Raw genomic sequence first — 14,884 nt, forward strand, 5'->3', positions numbered from 1 at the left:
AGAAGGCCGACGCGTCAAGTCCGCGCTTATTTGCCGCCGTTCAGCCGTTCACGCAATTCCTTGCCGGTCTTGAAGAACGGCACCCACTTCTCCTCGACCTCGACGGATTCGCCGGTGCGCGGGTTGCGGCCGGTGCGGGCAGGGCGGTTTTTCACCGAAAAAGCGCCAAAGCCGCGCAACTCGACCCGGTTGCCCTCCGCAAGGGCATCGGTGATCTCGTCGAAGATCGCCCCCACGATGTTTTCGACGTCGCGCAGGAAAAGATGCGGGTTGCGCGTGGCAATGATCTGCACAAGCTCGGATTTGATCATCAGAAAGGTCCCCGTGAAAGCGCTGCGGTCAAATTATCAGGATGATTTTATTTGTTTTTTTACTCGCCCCAAACGGCAGATCAAGGGTGCCAGACGGAAACGAGACCGTCAAGAAACAAGCGATCGGCGCCGATTTCGTGAAGAACGTCGCTTCCGGTCTCCGACAGACCGAGCGCGCTGCCGACGCTACGCGCTATTGCTTTCGAGAACAGGAAGCTGCCGCGCCGTTCGGTGTCCTTCCATTCCACCACCTTGAGCTTGGCGTCGACCCCCTTGGTCGCCAGCCAGTCGATGGCCACGCTTTCGCCGCCGACGGCGTCGATCAGACCGTTGGCGAGACCCTGGCGGCCGGTGAAGATCGACCCGTCGGCGAGCGCCAATGCCTGGTCGCGGGTCATCTTGCGGCGCTCGGCGACGATGCCGACGAACCAGTCATAGCTGTCGAGGATGAGCTTGCGGACCATGGCGCGCTCGTCTTCATTGGTCGGCTTGAAGGGCGAGGGCGCGGCCTTCAGCGGCGAGGATTTCACTTCCTCGAGCTTGATGCCGACCTTGTCCATCAGGCCGCTGACATCGGGATACTGGATGAGCACGCCGATCGAGCCGACGATCGAGGTCTTGCGGGCGACGATGTGGTCGCTGGCGCTGGCGATCATGTAGCCGGCTGATGCGGCCAGCGTGCCGACCTCGGCCACGACCGGCTTGTCGGCGGCGAGCTTGCGCACCTCCTCATAGATCGATTCACCGCCGACCGTGGTGCCGCCGGGCGAATCGATGGCCAGGATGACGCCCTTGACCTGCGAGGACGTGCGGATGGTTTCCAGCCGCTTGATCAGCTCCTCGTCCTCGGTGATGGTGCCTTCGATCCTGACCTTGGCGATATGGTTGACCGAGGAGCCGCCGAGGTCTTCGCCATAGAACCAGCTTGCAAGCGCAACCACCCCGAGCGCCACGATGGCAATGGCCGCGCCGCGCCAGAACGTCAACTTGCGTCGCAAGCGGCGGCGGTCGATCAGGTCGTCGGCTCTCATTGCCATGGTCTGCCTCATAGTCTGTGGGAAGCGATGCTTTTAAAGCAAGCATCCGCGCCCGGCTACCTCTTCCTCACGGGCCCGCGACGAAGCGACCGTCACGCCCGGCGGCATCTCAGGAAAAAATGACGCGGCGCCTTCGTTTCTGCTATGAAGTGCCGAAATTGTGTCGCCTGATTTCCGTTTGCAAAAACAACGGTCGTCACATTTTTGTGGTTTTCCTCCGCTTGTGCTTGCTTGCGGGGGCCGGCAACCCACCTATAGCAGGTGTTTTGGCGGGCAAGGGTTTATTAGAAGACAGTCATGCTAGCTCGATCGAACGAAACGACCAACGCCGATGCGGCCTTGGCGCCCACGGCGCCAGCGGGCACGCGCGGGGACGCCTTCGACCGCGCCCAGCGCCATTCGCGCCGCGTGCGCGTGCTGAAGTTTGCAGTGCCGGTGCTTGCCGCCGGGATCGCGGTTGCCTTTCCGGTCTATTCCTATTTCGCGGCGCCGGTCTCGATCTCGATACAGGCAGACGGCACCGCCTTTGCCAATGGCAAGCTGGTGATGGCCAATCCCAAGCTCAATGGCTTCACCAAGCAGAAGCTGCCCTATTCGCTGACGGCGCTGCGCGCCATCCAGGACGTCGGCAAGCAGGACATCATCGAACTCGAAGGCATCCATGCCAAACTGCCGCTGACGGCCGACAATGTGGCGATCGTCGACGCCAAGCGCGGCATCTATAACAGAAACGCCAACACGATGGACATGACCAGCGACGTCACCGTCACCACCACCGACGGCGTCGCTGCCACGTTCAAATCGGTCTTCCTCGACATGGGCAAAGGCTCTATGAAGACAGGTGATCCGGTCGATGTCAGCCGCAACGGCTCGCGGATCACGGCGGGTTCGATGTCGGTCGAGGAAAATGGCAAGGTTGTCGTTTTCGAAAACAAGGTAAGCGTTCACATCGATCCGGCCACTATGAAGGCGGCAGAGGCAAAGAGCGGAGAATCGAATGCGTCCCAGTAATTCGGCACGGCTTGTCGCCGCAGCTTCGGCCTTGCTGTTGCTGGGTGTGGCGCCGTCCTGGGCTCAGTCCAGCGCCAGCAGCCAATCCGGGCTCAAACTGTCGGGCGACCAGCCGATCCAGATCGAGAGCGACAAGCTCGAGGTCCGCCAGGCCGACAACATGGCGCTGTTCAGCGGCAACGTCACCGTGACGCAAGGGCCGACGCTGCTCAAGGCTGGCAGTATGGAGGTCTACTACGTCAAGGACCCCAACGCCGCCAAGGGTGCCGCCGCCGGCGCTTCGGCGATGACAGGTTCGGCCAACATCGATCACCTGGTGGTCAAAAACAAAGTCTACATGAAGTCGAATGACCAGATCGCCACCGGCGACAACGCCACGTTCGACATGAAGACGCAGGTTCTCGTCCTGTCGGGCAATGAAGTCGTGCTGTCCCAAGGCCCCAATGTGCTCAAGGGCTGCAAGCTCACCGTGCAGATGAAAAGCGGCCTGGCTCAGGTCGATGGCTGCGGCGGGCGAGTCATCATGTCGATGACACCGCCGCCGAAATCTGAGGCGCCGAAGCCCGAATGACTGGCGTATCTTCGCTGCTGACCCGCCTTCCGGGACGGGCGGCCAGCAAACTTGCTGCACCGGCCGCGGTCACCGTCGATTCCGCGAAGTTCAAGGGCACCCTGATCGCCAAGGGTCTGACCAAGAGCTACAAGGGTCGCAAGGTGGTCAGCGGCGTCACCATCGGTGTGCGCGCCGGCGAGGCTGTCGGGTTGCTCGGCCCCAACGGCGCCGGCAAGACCACCTGTTTCTACATGGTCACCGGCCTGGTGCCGGTCGACGAAGGTACGATCGAGATCGACGGTTTCGACGTCACCTCGATGCCGATGTACCGCCGCGCCCGCCTCGGCATCGGCTATCTGCCGCAGGAAGCGTCGATCTTCCGCGGCCTCAATGTCGAGCAGAACATTCGCGCCGTGCTCGAAGTGGTCGAGAAGGACCGCAAGGTGCGCGAGCGCAATCTCGACGAACTGCTCGAGGAATTTCACATCAGCCATCTGCGCAAGTCGCCGTCCATGTCGCTGTCCGGCGGCGAGCGGCGGCGCCTGGAAATCGCGCGCGCCCTGGCGACGCGGCCGGCCTACATGCTGCTCGACGAGCCTTTCGCCGGCATTGACCCGATTGCCGTCGCCGACATCCAGCAACTTGTGCGCCATCTGACGGCGCGCGGTATCGGCGTGCTCATCACCGACCACAATGTGCGCGAAACGCTCGGCCTCATCGACCGCGCCTACATTATCCATGCCGGCCAGGTGCTGACGCATGGCCGCGCCGACGAGGTGGTGGCAAACCCGGATGTGCGGCGGCTTTATCTCGGCGAGGGTTTCACGCTCTGAGCGTGAAATTTGTTTCCTGAGGCGAATTTTGCCGCCCCGTAGGGCCTTTTTCTCCGATTTTGCGTGAGATAATGCTCCGGTAGGGGCCTTTTGCCAGCATTTGCCTTGACAAGCAAAAGCCGGGCCAGTTTCTATGGAGGGTCGGAAAAATTCATTTTCCGGCAGCTTCTGATGTGTAGGCTTCCGGGTGCAGAAGGGCGTTTGAAACCGAACCATGGCGCTGGCGGCGAAATTACAGCTACGACAATCCCAGTCGCTGGTGATGACGCCGCAGCTGATGCAGTCGATCAGGCTGCTGCAGCTCACCCATATCGAGCTAGACCACTTCATCGACGACGAGATCGAGCGCAATCCGCTGCTGGAGCGCGCCGAGCCGCAGGATGACGCCGCAAGTGACCAGGTGCAGAAGGGCGACGCCGCGCCTGAGCCTGCCGCCGATGGCGACTGGTTCGAGAGCGAGACGGCGTGGAGCGCCGAGGCGATCTCCGACAAGCTCGACAGCTCGCTGGAGAACCTGTTTCCCGACGATCCCGGCACCAGCGAGCGACTCGGTCCCGACCTGACGGCGCAGTGGAAGTCGGCCACCGGCAATGGTTCGTCCGGCTCGTCCGAAGGCTTCGATGTCGGCGACATGGCTGCCGCCGCCATCACGCTGCGCCAGCATGTCGGTGAGCAAATCGCGCTTGCCTTTGCCGATCCGGCCGCAAGGCTGATCGCCGGCGAACTGGCCGACGGCCTGGACGAGGCCGGCTATCTGCGCGCCGACCTGGCAGACATCGCGAAACGGCTGGGCGCCGATCAGGCGATGGTGGCCAAGGTGCTGGCCGTTTGCCAGACATTCGAGCCGGTCGGCCTGTTTGCGCGCGACCTTGCCGAGTGCCTGTCGCTGCAGCTTGCCGTGCGCGATCGCCTCGATCCGGCGATGAAGACGCTGATCGGCAACCTCGAACTCCTGGCGCGGCGTGATTTCCAGACGCTGAAGCGGCTTTGCGGGGTCGACGAGGAGGATCTCCTCGACATGTTGGCCGAAATCCGCGCGCTCGACCCGCGCCCGGGCATGGCGTTCTCGGGCGGCACCAGCGACGCCATCGTCGCCGATGTCGAAGTCCGCGCCGCCAATGACGGCAGCTGGACGGTCGAGCTCAACGCCGAGACGCTGCCGCGCGTGCTGGTCGACCACATCTATTTCGCCCAGGTCTCGCCGCAGGCCAAGAACCAGGCGGAGAAGGATTTTTTGGCCGAATGCCTGCAGAACGCCAATTGGCTGACGCGCAGCCTCGACCAGCGGGCAAAGACGATCCTGAAAGTGGCGTCGGAAATCGTGCGCCAGCAGGACGCTTTTCTGGTCCATGGCGTGCGTCATCTCAGGCCGCTCAACCTGCGCACGGTGGCCGATGCCATCGGCATGCACGAATCGACCGTCAGCCGCGTGACGGCCAACAAATACATGCTGACGCCGCGCGGCGTATTCGAGCTGCGCTATTTCTTCACCGCCTCGATCGCGGCATCGGGTGGCGGCGACGCGCATTCCTCGGAAGCGGTGCGCGACCGCATCAAGCAGCTGATCGATGAGGAAAAGCCCGCAGACGTGCTGTCCGATGACGCCATCGTCGACATGTTGAAAGAAAGCGGCGTCGATATTGCCAGGCGCACCGTGGCCAAATACCGCGAGGGCATGAACATTCCGTCATCGGTGCAGAGGCGGCGCGAGAAGCGCGCTCTAGCCAGCGCCGGGCGCTAGTTCTGCTTGCCCGACACGGCGTTTGCTATGGCTGGATTTCCACAACTCTAGACCTTCATTGACAAGCCGCAATGAAGTGTCTAGAAGCCCGCCCGCATGAGACGGGCTGAATTGCCCGCATGCGGATGGTCCGTCACGATGAAGGCCACGGGACGGCCAAGAAGGCGGATTGTGATCAACCGGAAAGTTCGGATCTAAAATCGGCGCGAGTTGACGCCGCAAAGCTTGTGCGCACGGACCACGAGTATAAACTCTGGCCAGTTTGAAGCCTGAGCAAGGAAGGTCAGTTTTCAGATGAAGCTGCGCATATCGGGAAAGCACATGGATATCGGCGATGCGTTTCGTACGCGCATCACCGACCGTGTCGGAGAGGCGATCGGAAAATATTTCGACCGCGGTTTTTCAGGGCATGTCACGGTCATCAAATCGGGGTCGCGTTACTCCGCCGACTGTATGATCAGGCTGGATTCCGGCGCTTCGCTGCAGGCGACCGGGGACGCCCAGGATCCAACGCTTGCCTTCGAGGCGGCGGCGGATCGCCTCGAAACGCGGCTTCGGCGCTACAAGCGCCGGCTGAAGTCGCACAATTCAGGCAACGGAAATGGCGAAATCACCGACATCGCCTACACGGTGATGGCGCCGCTAGCCGACGACGACGAGGAGATCCCGGAGGATTTCGCGCCGGCCATCGTCGCCGAATCAACCATGACGCTGCAGACCATGTCGGTGGCGTCGGCAGTCATCGAGCTCGACACCAAGGAGAGCCCGGTCTTCGTCTTCCGCAACGCTGGAAACGACCACCTCAACATCGTCTATCGGCGGCCGGACGGAAATATCGGCTGGATCGACCCGTCCACGACCAAAGTCGCACAAGGATGACGACAATAGTCGCACAGGGATAAAGAACCAGCCGCGCGAGGGGCGAGGACTGGCGACGGCAGGCGAATAAGGGATTTTCAAGCATGGATCTGAGCGATCTTATCAACGTTCCGGCGATCTTGCCGGCGTTGAAGGCGAACTCCAAAAAACAGCTTCTGCAATTGCTGTCCGAGAGAGCGGCGGCGATTTCGGGCATTCCGGAGCGCGAAGTGTTCGACACCATCCTGCAGCGCGAACGGCTGGGCTCCACCGGCGTCGGCAACGGCATCGCCATTCCGCATGGCAAGCTCGCGGGGGTCAAACGCATCGCCGGCGTCTTTGCCCGGCTGGAGACGCCGGTCGATTTCGAGGCGCTGGACGACCAGCCGGTCGATCTGGTGTTCTTGCTGCTGGCCCCGGAAGGCGCCGGCGCCGATCACCTCAAGGCGCTGTCGCGCATCGCAAGGGTGTTGCGTGACGCCGACACGGTGGCCAAGATCAGGGGCACGCGCGATGCGGTCGCCATCCACGCGCTGCTGTCGGACACGCAGGCCTCGCACGCGGCCTGAAGTCTTTTGGGGATTAAGTCTTCCAGGGGCCGCCAAAGGCGGCCCTTTGCATTTCCGATCCTGACAATCGCCGATTTCTATCGGTAACTATGATCTTTCCCGAAAACCGGTTCCCACTTTTCGGGATCATGGTTTAGTGAATGGCGACAGTGGTCAGGTCGTTTTCCATGGCGCCGGCCAGAGCCCGGTCTTTCGCATCGGAAAGCAGGATCGGCTGGCCGTTGGCGGCAAACAGAGCCCACAAGACCATGCCGGGCGCGATTTCGCCGAGATTGGGGAAGCGGCCGAGCAATTCTTCGCTCGAGACCTTGCGGAGGTAAGCGACCGAGCCTTCGCCGAGATGGGCGAATTCGCCGCTGGTCATGGTGATGGTTTCGTCAGTTCTGGTCATTTCAAGCCTCCTTGGTGCGTGGACGCCGCTCAAGGCCATCCCGCATGAGAGCCATCGGTAAAGATCAGTCTTTCACCGATATATTTATTTTCCGTACCAGCCGTTCGGACTCCGGCCGATCGAGATCGATCGACAAAAGGCCGTTCTTCAGTTCCGCTGCGATCACCCGCATGCCGTCGGCCAGCACGAAACAGCGCTGGAACTGGCGCGCGGCAATGCCGCGGTGGAGGAATTCGCGCTCGGTGTCGTCGGTCTGACGGCCGCGCACGACCAGCTGGTTTTCCTCCGTTGTGACATCGAGATCGCTTTCGGCGAATCCCGCTACAGCGAGCGTAATGCGCAGCCTTTCGGCCGTGCCGTCGGCACCGCTGAGGCGCTCGATGTTGTAGGGAGGATAGCTGTCACCGGATTTCGCCAATCGTTCCAGGGTCTTTTCCATGGCATCGAAACCCAGGAGAAGCGGGCTGGAGAAGGGCGTCATTCGGCTCATGTTACACTGTCCTCTTTGGAGCGACATAAACTGGAAAAACCCGGATGGCATTTTTCCCGATGGTCTTGATATGGTCCGCGCCGCGGCGAAGTTCAAGCCGTCTAAAACCCCCGCCAAAAAGACTCCCCCGCATAAGGAAATGAAATGCCCCAAACCCGCAAGATCATCATCGACACGGATCCCGGCCAGGATGATGCCGTCGCCATATTGCTGGCGCTCGGCAGCGCCGAGCTGGAGATCGTCGGCATCTCCGCTGTTGCCGGCAACGTGCCGCTGAAATTGACCGAGAAGAACGCCAGAAAAATCTGCGAACTGGCCGGTCGGCCCGACATCAAGGTCTATGCCGGCGCCATCCGCCCGCTGGTGCGCGAACTCGTCACCGCCGAGGAAGTGCATGGCAAGACCGGCCTCAACGGCCCGCAACTGCCCGACCCGAAGATGAAGCTGCAGCACCAGTATGCGGTCGATTTCATGGTCGAGACGCTTATGAAGGAAGAGGCCGGCACGATCACGCTATGCGCACTCGGCCCGCTAACCAATGTCGCGCTGGCGCTGATCCGCGAGCCGAAGATCGCGCCGCGCATCAAGGAAATCGTGCTGATGGGCGGCGGTTTCTTCGAGGGCGGTAATGTCACACCGACCGCTGAGTTCAACATCTATGTCGACCCGCAGGCCGCCGACCTCGTGTTCAAATCCGGCATTCCGATCGTCATGATGCCGCTCGACGTTACCCACAAGGCGCTGACCACGGCCAAGCGCACGCAGGCCATCCGCAAGCTCGGTACCAGGGTCGGCACGGCGACGGCCGAGATGCTGGAATTCTTCGAGCGCTTCGACGAGGAGAAATACGGCACCGATGGCGGCCCGCTGCATGACCCCTGCGTCATCGCCTATCTGTTGAAGCCGGATCTGTTCAAGGGCCGCAACTGCAACGTCACCGTGGAAACGGCCTCCGAACTCACCATGGGCATGACCGTGATCGACTGGTGGGGCGTGACCAAGCGGCCGAAGAACGCCATGGTGATGCGCGACATCGACCATGACGCCTTTTTCGCGCTGCTGGTGGAGCGGTTGGCGCGGCTTTAAGCCTGCCTTGATGCAGATCGTTCGCCCAGGGGTCTAGCGCCTCTGGGCGATACCTGTGTGCCTATTCACGCAGCAGGCGGTATGTTTCGGTGTCGTTGCGGCGATGCTGTCGCTCGATCGAAACCTTCGAGCCGATGGCTCGCGGCGACGTCGTGTTGTCATAGGCAAACACCAGGCGGTCATTTTCATCGAGGCGAATTCCATACAAGTAGCGGAATCCGCTGCCGATCGCGACTTCGGGACTTGCAGGAGCGTTGAGAACGTTGACCACTGTACCGGTCAGGCGCTCGACATTGACGATCGGACTGCTTTGCCTTGCAATCGGGATGCCGATCGCCAGCGCGCAAACGCCCACAACAAGAATGGTGATGAGGATGCCCCTGAGGTTCTCCTGCAGGGTCATCCAGGCAAGGGAATGCCGAGCCTTGGCCATGCGTATCACCTGACAGCAAGGACGCTGTGTTTCATCGGTATCGTGATCGGCGGTGGTTCAATTCGCGAACCGGTAGAAGGTCGAGCCATTCTCGCGCGTGACGAGCTCAATGTTTGCGTGAGCGCCGATCAGATGTGGGCGTTCGTCTTCTACAAGAAAAGACGAGCCGTCCTCGACGGACACCAGATGGATGCCGCGGCCGTGATCCAACTGGACACTTTTGACTGTTGCATCGATTGGCTCAGCCGAGCGGATCGGGCTGGCGTCATTCGCCCATTTGTGCGGATCCATGGCAAAAAGCGCCGCAAACAAGGCAACGATCAGGATCACGCCAGGCGCATTTCTTTTTATATCGGCAATAGTCCACGACACGGCATGAATCTCCAACTGTCAATTCATGTGATGGACCGGAGGCCGACTTTCAATCGGCCTCCCTGTTCCAGGAGATTGTGGTTCGCGTCTTGGCTTCTGGCCGCCGTTACTTCGCCTTAGAGAACGCCAGCCACAGGCCGCCGCCGACCAAAAAACTGCCGCTGATCCTCGACATCAGCTTGATGCGGCTGGCCGAGAGCAGGCGGCCGGCGCGGCTGGCGGCGAGTGCATAGGTCGAATCCGAGACGGCGGCGAAGATCATGGCGGTGAGGCCCATGACGATGATCTGCAGGGTGTAATTGCCCTGCGGGGCGATGAACTGCGGGAAGAAGGCGCCGAAGAAGACCAGCGTCTTGGGGTTGCTCAGCGCCACAGCCAAGCCCTGCAGGAAGAAGCCGCCGCGCGGCTTCCTGGCGGTGCCGTCAGCGTTCAGCGTGCCCCTGGCGCGGAACATCTGCACGCCCATCCAGATCAGGTAGGCGGCGCCGATCAGGCGCACCCATTCGAACCAATGGCCCATGCCCGATATCAGCGTGTTGAGGCCGATGCCGACAATGGCGATCATCACGGCAAGGCCGGCCTGCGTGCCGGCGACATTGGCAAGCCCGGCGCGTGCGCCATGGCGGATGCTGTTGGCGATGATTAGCGTCACGGTCGGGCCGGGCACCAGGATGATGACGATGCAGGCAAGGACATAGGCGGCGTAGAGTTCCAGCGACATGGGGTTCCTCAGGGATTTCCTCGGCAGAAAGCGCCTCGCACGGACGCGTCGGAGCCTGATCATGCACGCCGGCGACGCTGGTGCAAGCCGGCAGGAGAGGTCGCCGGCAGCCGCGGGTTGACATCAGGAGGCTCCGGTCTGCCACGGCAGCGTCGCCTCATAGGCCGCGCCGGCCCTGAGCACGGCGAGATCGCCGCGCGGCCGTCCGATCAGCTGCATGCCCATCGGCCTGCCCCTGGCGTCGAAGCCGACCGGCACGTTGAGCGCCGGACAGCCACCCAGTGTGGCGAAGGCCGAAACCTGCATCCAGCGGTGGTAGCTGTCCATGGCGCGTCCGGCGACTTCGCGCGGCCAATGAATGCCGATTTCGAAAGGAAATACCTGCGCCGTCGGCAGCGCGATCAGGTCGAAGCGCTCGAACAGCGACAGCAGCGTCCGGTGCCAGGAGGTCCGGACAACCGAGGCCGCGCGGATCTGCGGCGCCGTCAGCCGCATGGCGTTCTCCACCTCCCAGACGGCTTCCGGCTTCAGCAGGGCGCGCTTGTGCGGGTCGTCATAGTGGATTTTGAGCGCAGATCCGCTGGTTGCCTGGCGCAGCGTCACGAAGGCTTGCCACAGCGCCTCGACATCGACATCCGGCAGCAAGGGCTCGCCCACGAAGGATGCCTGGGCGAAGCGGCCGAGCCCGGCCTCGCACAGGTCGAGGATGCCGGGTTCGAGCGGCAGATGACCACCGAGATCGCCGAGCCAGCCGATGCGGCCGCCGCTTGCCGTCGTTGCCAGGCCTTCGAGGAAGGAGCCAGGCTTGTCCCACGACAGTGGCGCCTGCGGGTGATAGCCCGCCTGCACATCAAGCAGCAGAGCCATGTCGCGCACATTGCGGCCCATCGGCCCGTCGACGCCCATCTGGGCATGAAAGACCTCGACGTCCGGTCCGCCGGGGACAAGGCCCTGCGACGGGCGGAAGCCATAGATATTGTTCCAGGCGGCCGGATTGCGCAGCGAGCCGCCGAAATCGCTGCCGTCGGCAACTGGCACCATGTCCAGCGCAAGGGCGACCGCGGCGCCGCCACTCGAACCGCCGGCAGTGAGGGCCGGATCGAAGGCATTCAGCGTCGGGCCGAACACGTTGTTGTAGGTGTTGGAGCCCAGGCCGAACTCGGGAACGTTGGTCTTGCCGATGATGATGGCGCCGGCGTTGCGGATACGCTCGACGAAGAAATCGTCTTCCTGCGGCACGAAATCGGCGAAGATCGGCGAGCCGGAACTGGTCCTCAAGCCGCGCGTCATTGCGAGGTCTTTTATCGCCATCGGCAGGCCGAACAGGGTGCCGGTCGGCTTGCCCTGCGCCAGATGCGCGTCAGCCTCGTCGGCCTCGCGCAAAATGTCTGCGCGCTCGCGCAACGACACGATAGCGTTGACCAGCGGGTTCACAGCGTCGATGCGGTCGAGGAAGGCTGTAACCACCTCGCGCACCGACAGGCGGCGAAGCCGGATCGCCTCGGCAAGGTCGATGCCGGAGAGGCGGCAGATGTCGCCGGCCGGCGGCACGGCATGCTTCGTGGCGGGGCGCATGGCTGTTACTCGGCGGTGTTGCTCAGGGCGGCATCGACATCCGCCGCCAGCGGGATCGCCGGCTGGGCGCCAGGCTTCAGGCAGGCCAGCGAACCGGCAGCGGCGGCGCGGATGAGAGCCTGCTCGAGTGGCAGGCCCGCCGCCAGCCCGGCAGCAAGATAGCCGCAAAACGTGTCGCCGGCCCCGACCGTATCGACCGGGGTGATCTTGAGTGCCGGCACGGTCAGGAAATCGTCCGGCGTCGCCGCCAGCACGCCGTCGCCGCCGAGCGTGACGACAATGGTTCGGCCGGTCTTGCCGGCGAAGTCACGCATGCGCGCCGGGCGGTCGCGGCCCTTCAACGACAGCGCCTCGCCGTAAAGGTCGAATTCGGTTTCGTTGGCGACGGCGTAATCGGCCTTGCCGAGAAACGCCGCCGCGTCGCCGCGGAAGGGGGCGGTGTTGAGCACGGTGATGGCGCCGGCGGCACGGGCGGCGTCAAGGGCGGCATCGACCGTCTGCAGCGGGATTTCGTGCTGCAGCAGGACGACGTCGCCTTTCCCAAGGAAAGCCTTGGCGAGATCGCCCGGCAGCACCGAATCATTGGCGCCCGGCACCACGGCAATGACGTTCTCGCCGTCGGCGCCGACCAGGATCAGCGCCGTGCCGGTGGAGGCGAAGCTCTGGCCAACGCCGGAAAGATCGACCTTGCCCGCGACAAGCAGCGCCTGCGCCTCGGTGGCAAAGTTGTCCTTGCCGACGGCGCCGACCATGCGCACCTTGGCGCCGGCCCGGGCCGCGGCCAGCGCCTGGTTGGCACCCTTGCCACCGGGCGCGGTGGTGAAACCGGAGCCGCGGACCGTCTCGCCCGGCGAGGGCAAGCGGTCGACATTGGCAATAAGGTCGAGGTTGATCGAGCCGACAACGATGATCAAGAAAAGGCCTCCTGCGGGATGCGCGGGAAGCTAACCTGTAAGCCGGCGGCTTGCCAGAGCGTGCGTATATTTTGCGCGATTTCCGAGGGCTCGCAAAAAGAAAAACGCCGGCGAAGGGTTTTCGCCGGCGTTGTTTGATGCGGGGTGTCTTCAGGATGCGGTCTGGCCTGCTTCCCAACCGAGGATGGCGCGTTTGCGCGTCAGACCCCAATGGTAGCCGGTCAGCGCGCCGGACTTGCCGATAGCCCGGTGGCATGGGACGACGAAGGACAACGGGTTGGCGCCGACTGCCGCGCCCACCGCCCGGCTGGCCTTCGGCGCGCCGATGCCGGCGGCGATCGAGGAGTAGGTGCAGGCCCTGCCCATCGGGATCCGGAGCAGCGCGTCCCAGACGCGCAGCTGGAAGTCGGTGCCGATCATCACCACCCGCAGCGGCTGGTCGGCGCGCCACAGCGTCGGATCGAAGATGCGCGCGGCATAGGGCTGGGTGGCGCTCATGTCCTCAACATAGGTCGCGTTCGGCCAACGGCCCGACATGTCGGCGAAGGCTGCCCGCTCGCCGCCCGGATCGTTGAAGGCGAGCCCGGCAAGGCCACGGTCGGTGACCATGATCAGCGCAATGCCGAAGGGCGAGATGTGATAGCCGTAGCGGATGGTGAGCCCCGCGCCGCGCGTCTTGTAGTCGCCTGGCGACATCGCCTCATGGGTGACGAACAGGTCATGCAGCCGGCCGGGGCCGGACATGCCGAGTTCGAATGAGGTTTCGAGCAGCGGCATGCCGGAATCGAGCAGCTTGCGCGCGTGGTCGAGGGTGACAGCCTGCAGGAAGGCTTTTGGCGACAGGCCGGCCCAGCGGGTGAACAGTTTCTGCAGGCCGGTCGGCGTCTCGCCGACATCGGCGGCCAGAGCTTCCAGCGAGGGCTGGTCGCGGTAATCGAGGCTGATCTTCTCGATGGCGCGGCGCACGACCTCGTAGTCGCTGCCTTCAGGCGTGATGTCGTTCTGCAGGATCGCTGTCGGTTTCATCTGCGTATTCATGGTCATCTGGGCGTTCATGGCAATATCTCCTTGACCGCGAATATCGGTCTTTCTGCCCTTTGCAACCACCCGAAACTTGCCTTGTTGCGGCGCAAACCCAGATAGAAGCTGGATCGCCAAGCAGGAGATGCCGATGGCCGGCGAAAAGGTAAGTCTGACCGGCGCGAGGGAGACCTTGCTGATGACGCTCTACGGCAAGGCGCTGGAGAGCCGGTTGGCGCATTCGCTGCTCAAGGACCGTTTCGCCGACGAGGCTGTGCGCGCCATCGACTATGATTTCTCGCGGCTGAAGGTCGACAGCAATCTCGGCATCGGCCTGGCGATCCGGGCCAGGACGTTTGATGTTCGCGTTCAGGACTTCATCGCCAGGAATCCCGGGGCCATCGTGCTGCATCTCGGCTGCGGGCTCGATACGCGCATCTTCCGCGTCGATCCGCTCGATGGCGTGGAGTGGTTCGATGTGGATTTTCCTGACGTCATCGCGCTCAGGCGCAAGCTCTACCCGTCCCGGGACAATTATCACCTCGTCGGGTCGTCGGTGACCGAACCGGACTGGCTGACGCAAGTGCCACGCAATCGCCCGGCCGTCGTGGTGATGGAGGGGCTGACGCCCTATCTGCCGGCCGAGGAAGGGCTGCGGCTGTTGTCGCGTCTCGTCTCGCATCTTGCCGGTGGCGAGCTGATGTTCGACGCCTACAGCCGCTTCGGCCTGAAGATGCTTCGCCTCAATCCGACCATCAGGGCGACAGGCGCCGAAGTCCACTGGGCGATCGACGACCCGCACGAGCTGGAGCGCGCCGTTCCGAAGCTGCGCTTTGTCGATGATATCTCGGCCTATAGCGCCGAACGCACAGCTCACATGGGCTGGTCGGCGAAACTGTTCATCGGGCTGTGGAGACACATTCCCGCGTTGCGCAAGGTCGGCAGAATCTTGCGCTACCGGTTCTGAGG

18 protein-coding genes are annotated in these 14,884 nt (G+C 63.0%); 8 read left to right on the forward strand and 10 right to left on the reverse strand.

Annotated features, from left to right (window positions below; all coding sequences use genetic code 11):
• Window positions 1–26: 26 nt before the first annotated feature.
• Together AC04SH_RS16140 and sppA are read right to left on the reverse strand one after the other, a co-directional pair.
• Complete coding sequence (locus AC04SH_RS16140) at window positions 27–311, reverse strand: integration host factor subunit beta (RefSeq protein WP_006200394.1); 285 nt, start codon at window positions 309–311, stop codon at window positions 27–29.
• Between the two features lie 80 nt (window positions 312–391).
• A complete protein-coding gene (sppA, locus tag AC04SH_RS16145) occupies window positions 392–1,348 on the reverse strand; it encodes a signal peptide peptidase SppA (protein WP_488575765.1) in 957 nt (318 codons plus the stop codon).
• 297 nt (window positions 1,349–1,645) lie between these two features.
• Between sppA and lptC the strand changes: the two genes are divergently transcribed.
• The 6 genes from lptC to ptsN all read left to right on the forward strand — a co-directional run bounded on the left by lptC (window position 1,646) and on the right by ptsN (window position 6,913).
• A complete protein-coding gene (gene lptC / locus AC04SH_RS16150) occupies window positions 1,646–2,359 on the forward strand; it encodes an LPS export ABC transporter periplasmic protein LptC (RefSeq protein ID WP_488575766.1) in 714 nt (237 codons plus the stop codon).
• Window positions 2,346–2,930 (forward strand): LptA/OstA family protein, encoded by a 585-nt coding sequence (locus tag AC04SH_RS16155; RefSeq protein WP_477233271.1) that lies wholly within the window; start codon window positions 2,346–2,348, stop codon window positions 2,928–2,930. The genes lptC and AC04SH_RS16155 overlap by 14 nt, the downstream gene beginning before the upstream one ends.
• Window positions 2,927–3,745 (forward strand): LPS export ABC transporter ATP-binding protein, encoded by an 819-nt coding sequence (lptB, locus tag AC04SH_RS16160; RefSeq protein ID WP_477233270.1) that lies wholly within the window; start codon window positions 2,927–2,929, stop codon window positions 3,743–3,745. Before AC04SH_RS16155 ends, lptB begins: the two co-directional genes overlap by 4 nt.
• A 214-nt stretch (window positions 3,746–3,959) precedes the next feature.
• On the forward strand, window positions 3,960–5,486 hold the full coding sequence (gene rpoN, locus AC04SH_RS16165; RefSeq protein WP_477233269.1) for an RNA polymerase factor sigma-54: 1,527 nt from the start codon (window positions 3,960–3,962) through the stop codon (window positions 5,484–5,486).
• Window positions 5,487–5,780: 294 nt separating this feature from the next.
• The gene (gene hpf, locus AC04SH_RS16170; RefSeq protein ID WP_112562681.1) at window positions 5,781–6,365 is read left to right on the forward strand and encodes a ribosome hibernation-promoting factor, HPF/YfiA family; all 585 of its coding nucleotides are present in this window, start codon (window positions 5,781–5,783) and stop codon (window positions 6,363–6,365) included.
• An 83-nt stretch (window positions 6,366–6,448) separates the two neighbouring features.
• Window positions 6,449–6,913 (forward strand): PTS IIA-like nitrogen regulatory protein PtsN, encoded by a 465-nt coding sequence (gene ptsN, locus AC04SH_RS16175; protein ID WP_135898701.1) that lies wholly within the window; start codon window positions 6,449–6,451, stop codon window positions 6,911–6,913.
• Window positions 6,914–7,046: 133 nt separating this feature from the next.
• On the opposite strand, the gene AC04SH_RS16180 is transcribed toward ptsN, so the two are convergent.
• Window positions 7,047–7,304 carry a BQ00720 family protein gene (locus tag AC04SH_RS16180; protein WP_112562677.1) on the reverse strand — a complete coding sequence of 86 codons (258 nt, stop codon included), beginning with the start codon at window positions 7,302–7,304 and terminating at the stop codon, window positions 7,047–7,049.
• A gap of 64 nt (window positions 7,305–7,368) precedes the next feature.
• Window positions 7,369–7,794 carry an Hsp20 family protein gene (locus AC04SH_RS16185; RefSeq protein WP_488575767.1) on the reverse strand — a complete coding sequence of 142 codons (426 nt, stop codon included), beginning with the start codon at window positions 7,792–7,794 and terminating at the stop codon, window positions 7,369–7,371.
• A gap of 144 nt (window positions 7,795–7,938) precedes the next feature.
• On the opposite strand from AC04SH_RS16185, the gene AC04SH_RS16190 reads away from it, so the two are divergent.
• Window positions 7,939–8,880 (forward strand): nucleoside hydrolase, encoded by a 942-nt coding sequence (locus AC04SH_RS16190; protein ID WP_477233268.1) that lies wholly within the window; start codon window positions 7,939–7,941, stop codon window positions 8,878–8,880.
• A 61-nt stretch (window positions 8,881–8,941) separates the two neighbouring features.
• On the opposite strand, the gene AC04SH_RS16195 is transcribed toward AC04SH_RS16190, so the two are convergent.
• The 6 genes from AC04SH_RS16195 to AC04SH_RS16220 form a co-directional block, all read right to left on the reverse strand.
• The gene (locus AC04SH_RS16195) at window positions 8,942–9,313 is read right to left on the reverse strand and encodes a hypothetical protein (protein ID WP_477233267.1); all 372 of its coding nucleotides are present in this window, start codon (window positions 9,311–9,313) and stop codon (window positions 8,942–8,944) included.
• A 57-nt stretch (window positions 9,314–9,370) separates the two neighbouring features.
• Window positions 9,371–9,685: a hypothetical protein gene (locus AC04SH_RS16200; RefSeq protein ID WP_477233266.1), complete on the reverse strand. Its 315-nt coding sequence runs from the start codon at window positions 9,683–9,685 to the stop codon at window positions 9,371–9,373.
• 106 nt (window positions 9,686–9,791) lie between these two features.
• Entirely contained in the window at window positions 9,792–10,406 is a 615-nt protein-coding gene (locus tag AC04SH_RS16205; protein ID WP_477233265.1) for a LysE family translocator, read from the reverse strand.
• A 123-nt stretch (window positions 10,407–10,529) separates the two neighbouring features.
• Window positions 10,530–11,981 (reverse strand): amidase, encoded by a 1,452-nt coding sequence (locus AC04SH_RS16210; protein WP_477233264.1) that lies wholly within the window; start codon window positions 11,979–11,981, stop codon window positions 10,530–10,532.
• A gap of 5 nt (window positions 11,982–11,986) precedes the next feature.
• Window positions 11,987–12,895: a ribokinase gene (locus AC04SH_RS16215; protein ID WP_477233263.1), complete on the reverse strand. Its 909-nt coding sequence runs from the start codon at window positions 12,893–12,895 to the stop codon at window positions 11,987–11,989.
• A gap of 150 nt (window positions 12,896–13,045) precedes the next feature.
• Window positions 13,046–13,951: a methylated-DNA--[protein]-cysteine S-methyltransferase gene (locus tag AC04SH_RS16220; protein WP_477233262.1), complete on the reverse strand. Its 906-nt coding sequence runs from the start codon at window positions 13,949–13,951 to the stop codon at window positions 13,046–13,048.
• A gap of 115 nt (window positions 13,952–14,066) precedes the next feature.
• Between AC04SH_RS16220 and AC04SH_RS16225 the strand changes: the two genes are divergently transcribed.
• On the forward strand, window positions 14,067–14,882 hold the full coding sequence (locus AC04SH_RS16225) for a class I SAM-dependent methyltransferase (RefSeq protein ID WP_477233261.1): 816 nt from the start codon (window positions 14,067–14,069) through the stop codon (window positions 14,880–14,882).
• The last annotated feature ends 2 nt before the right edge of the window (window positions 14,883–14,884 follow it).

This window comes from Mesorhizobium sp. CNPSo 4688, assembly GCF_057784295.1.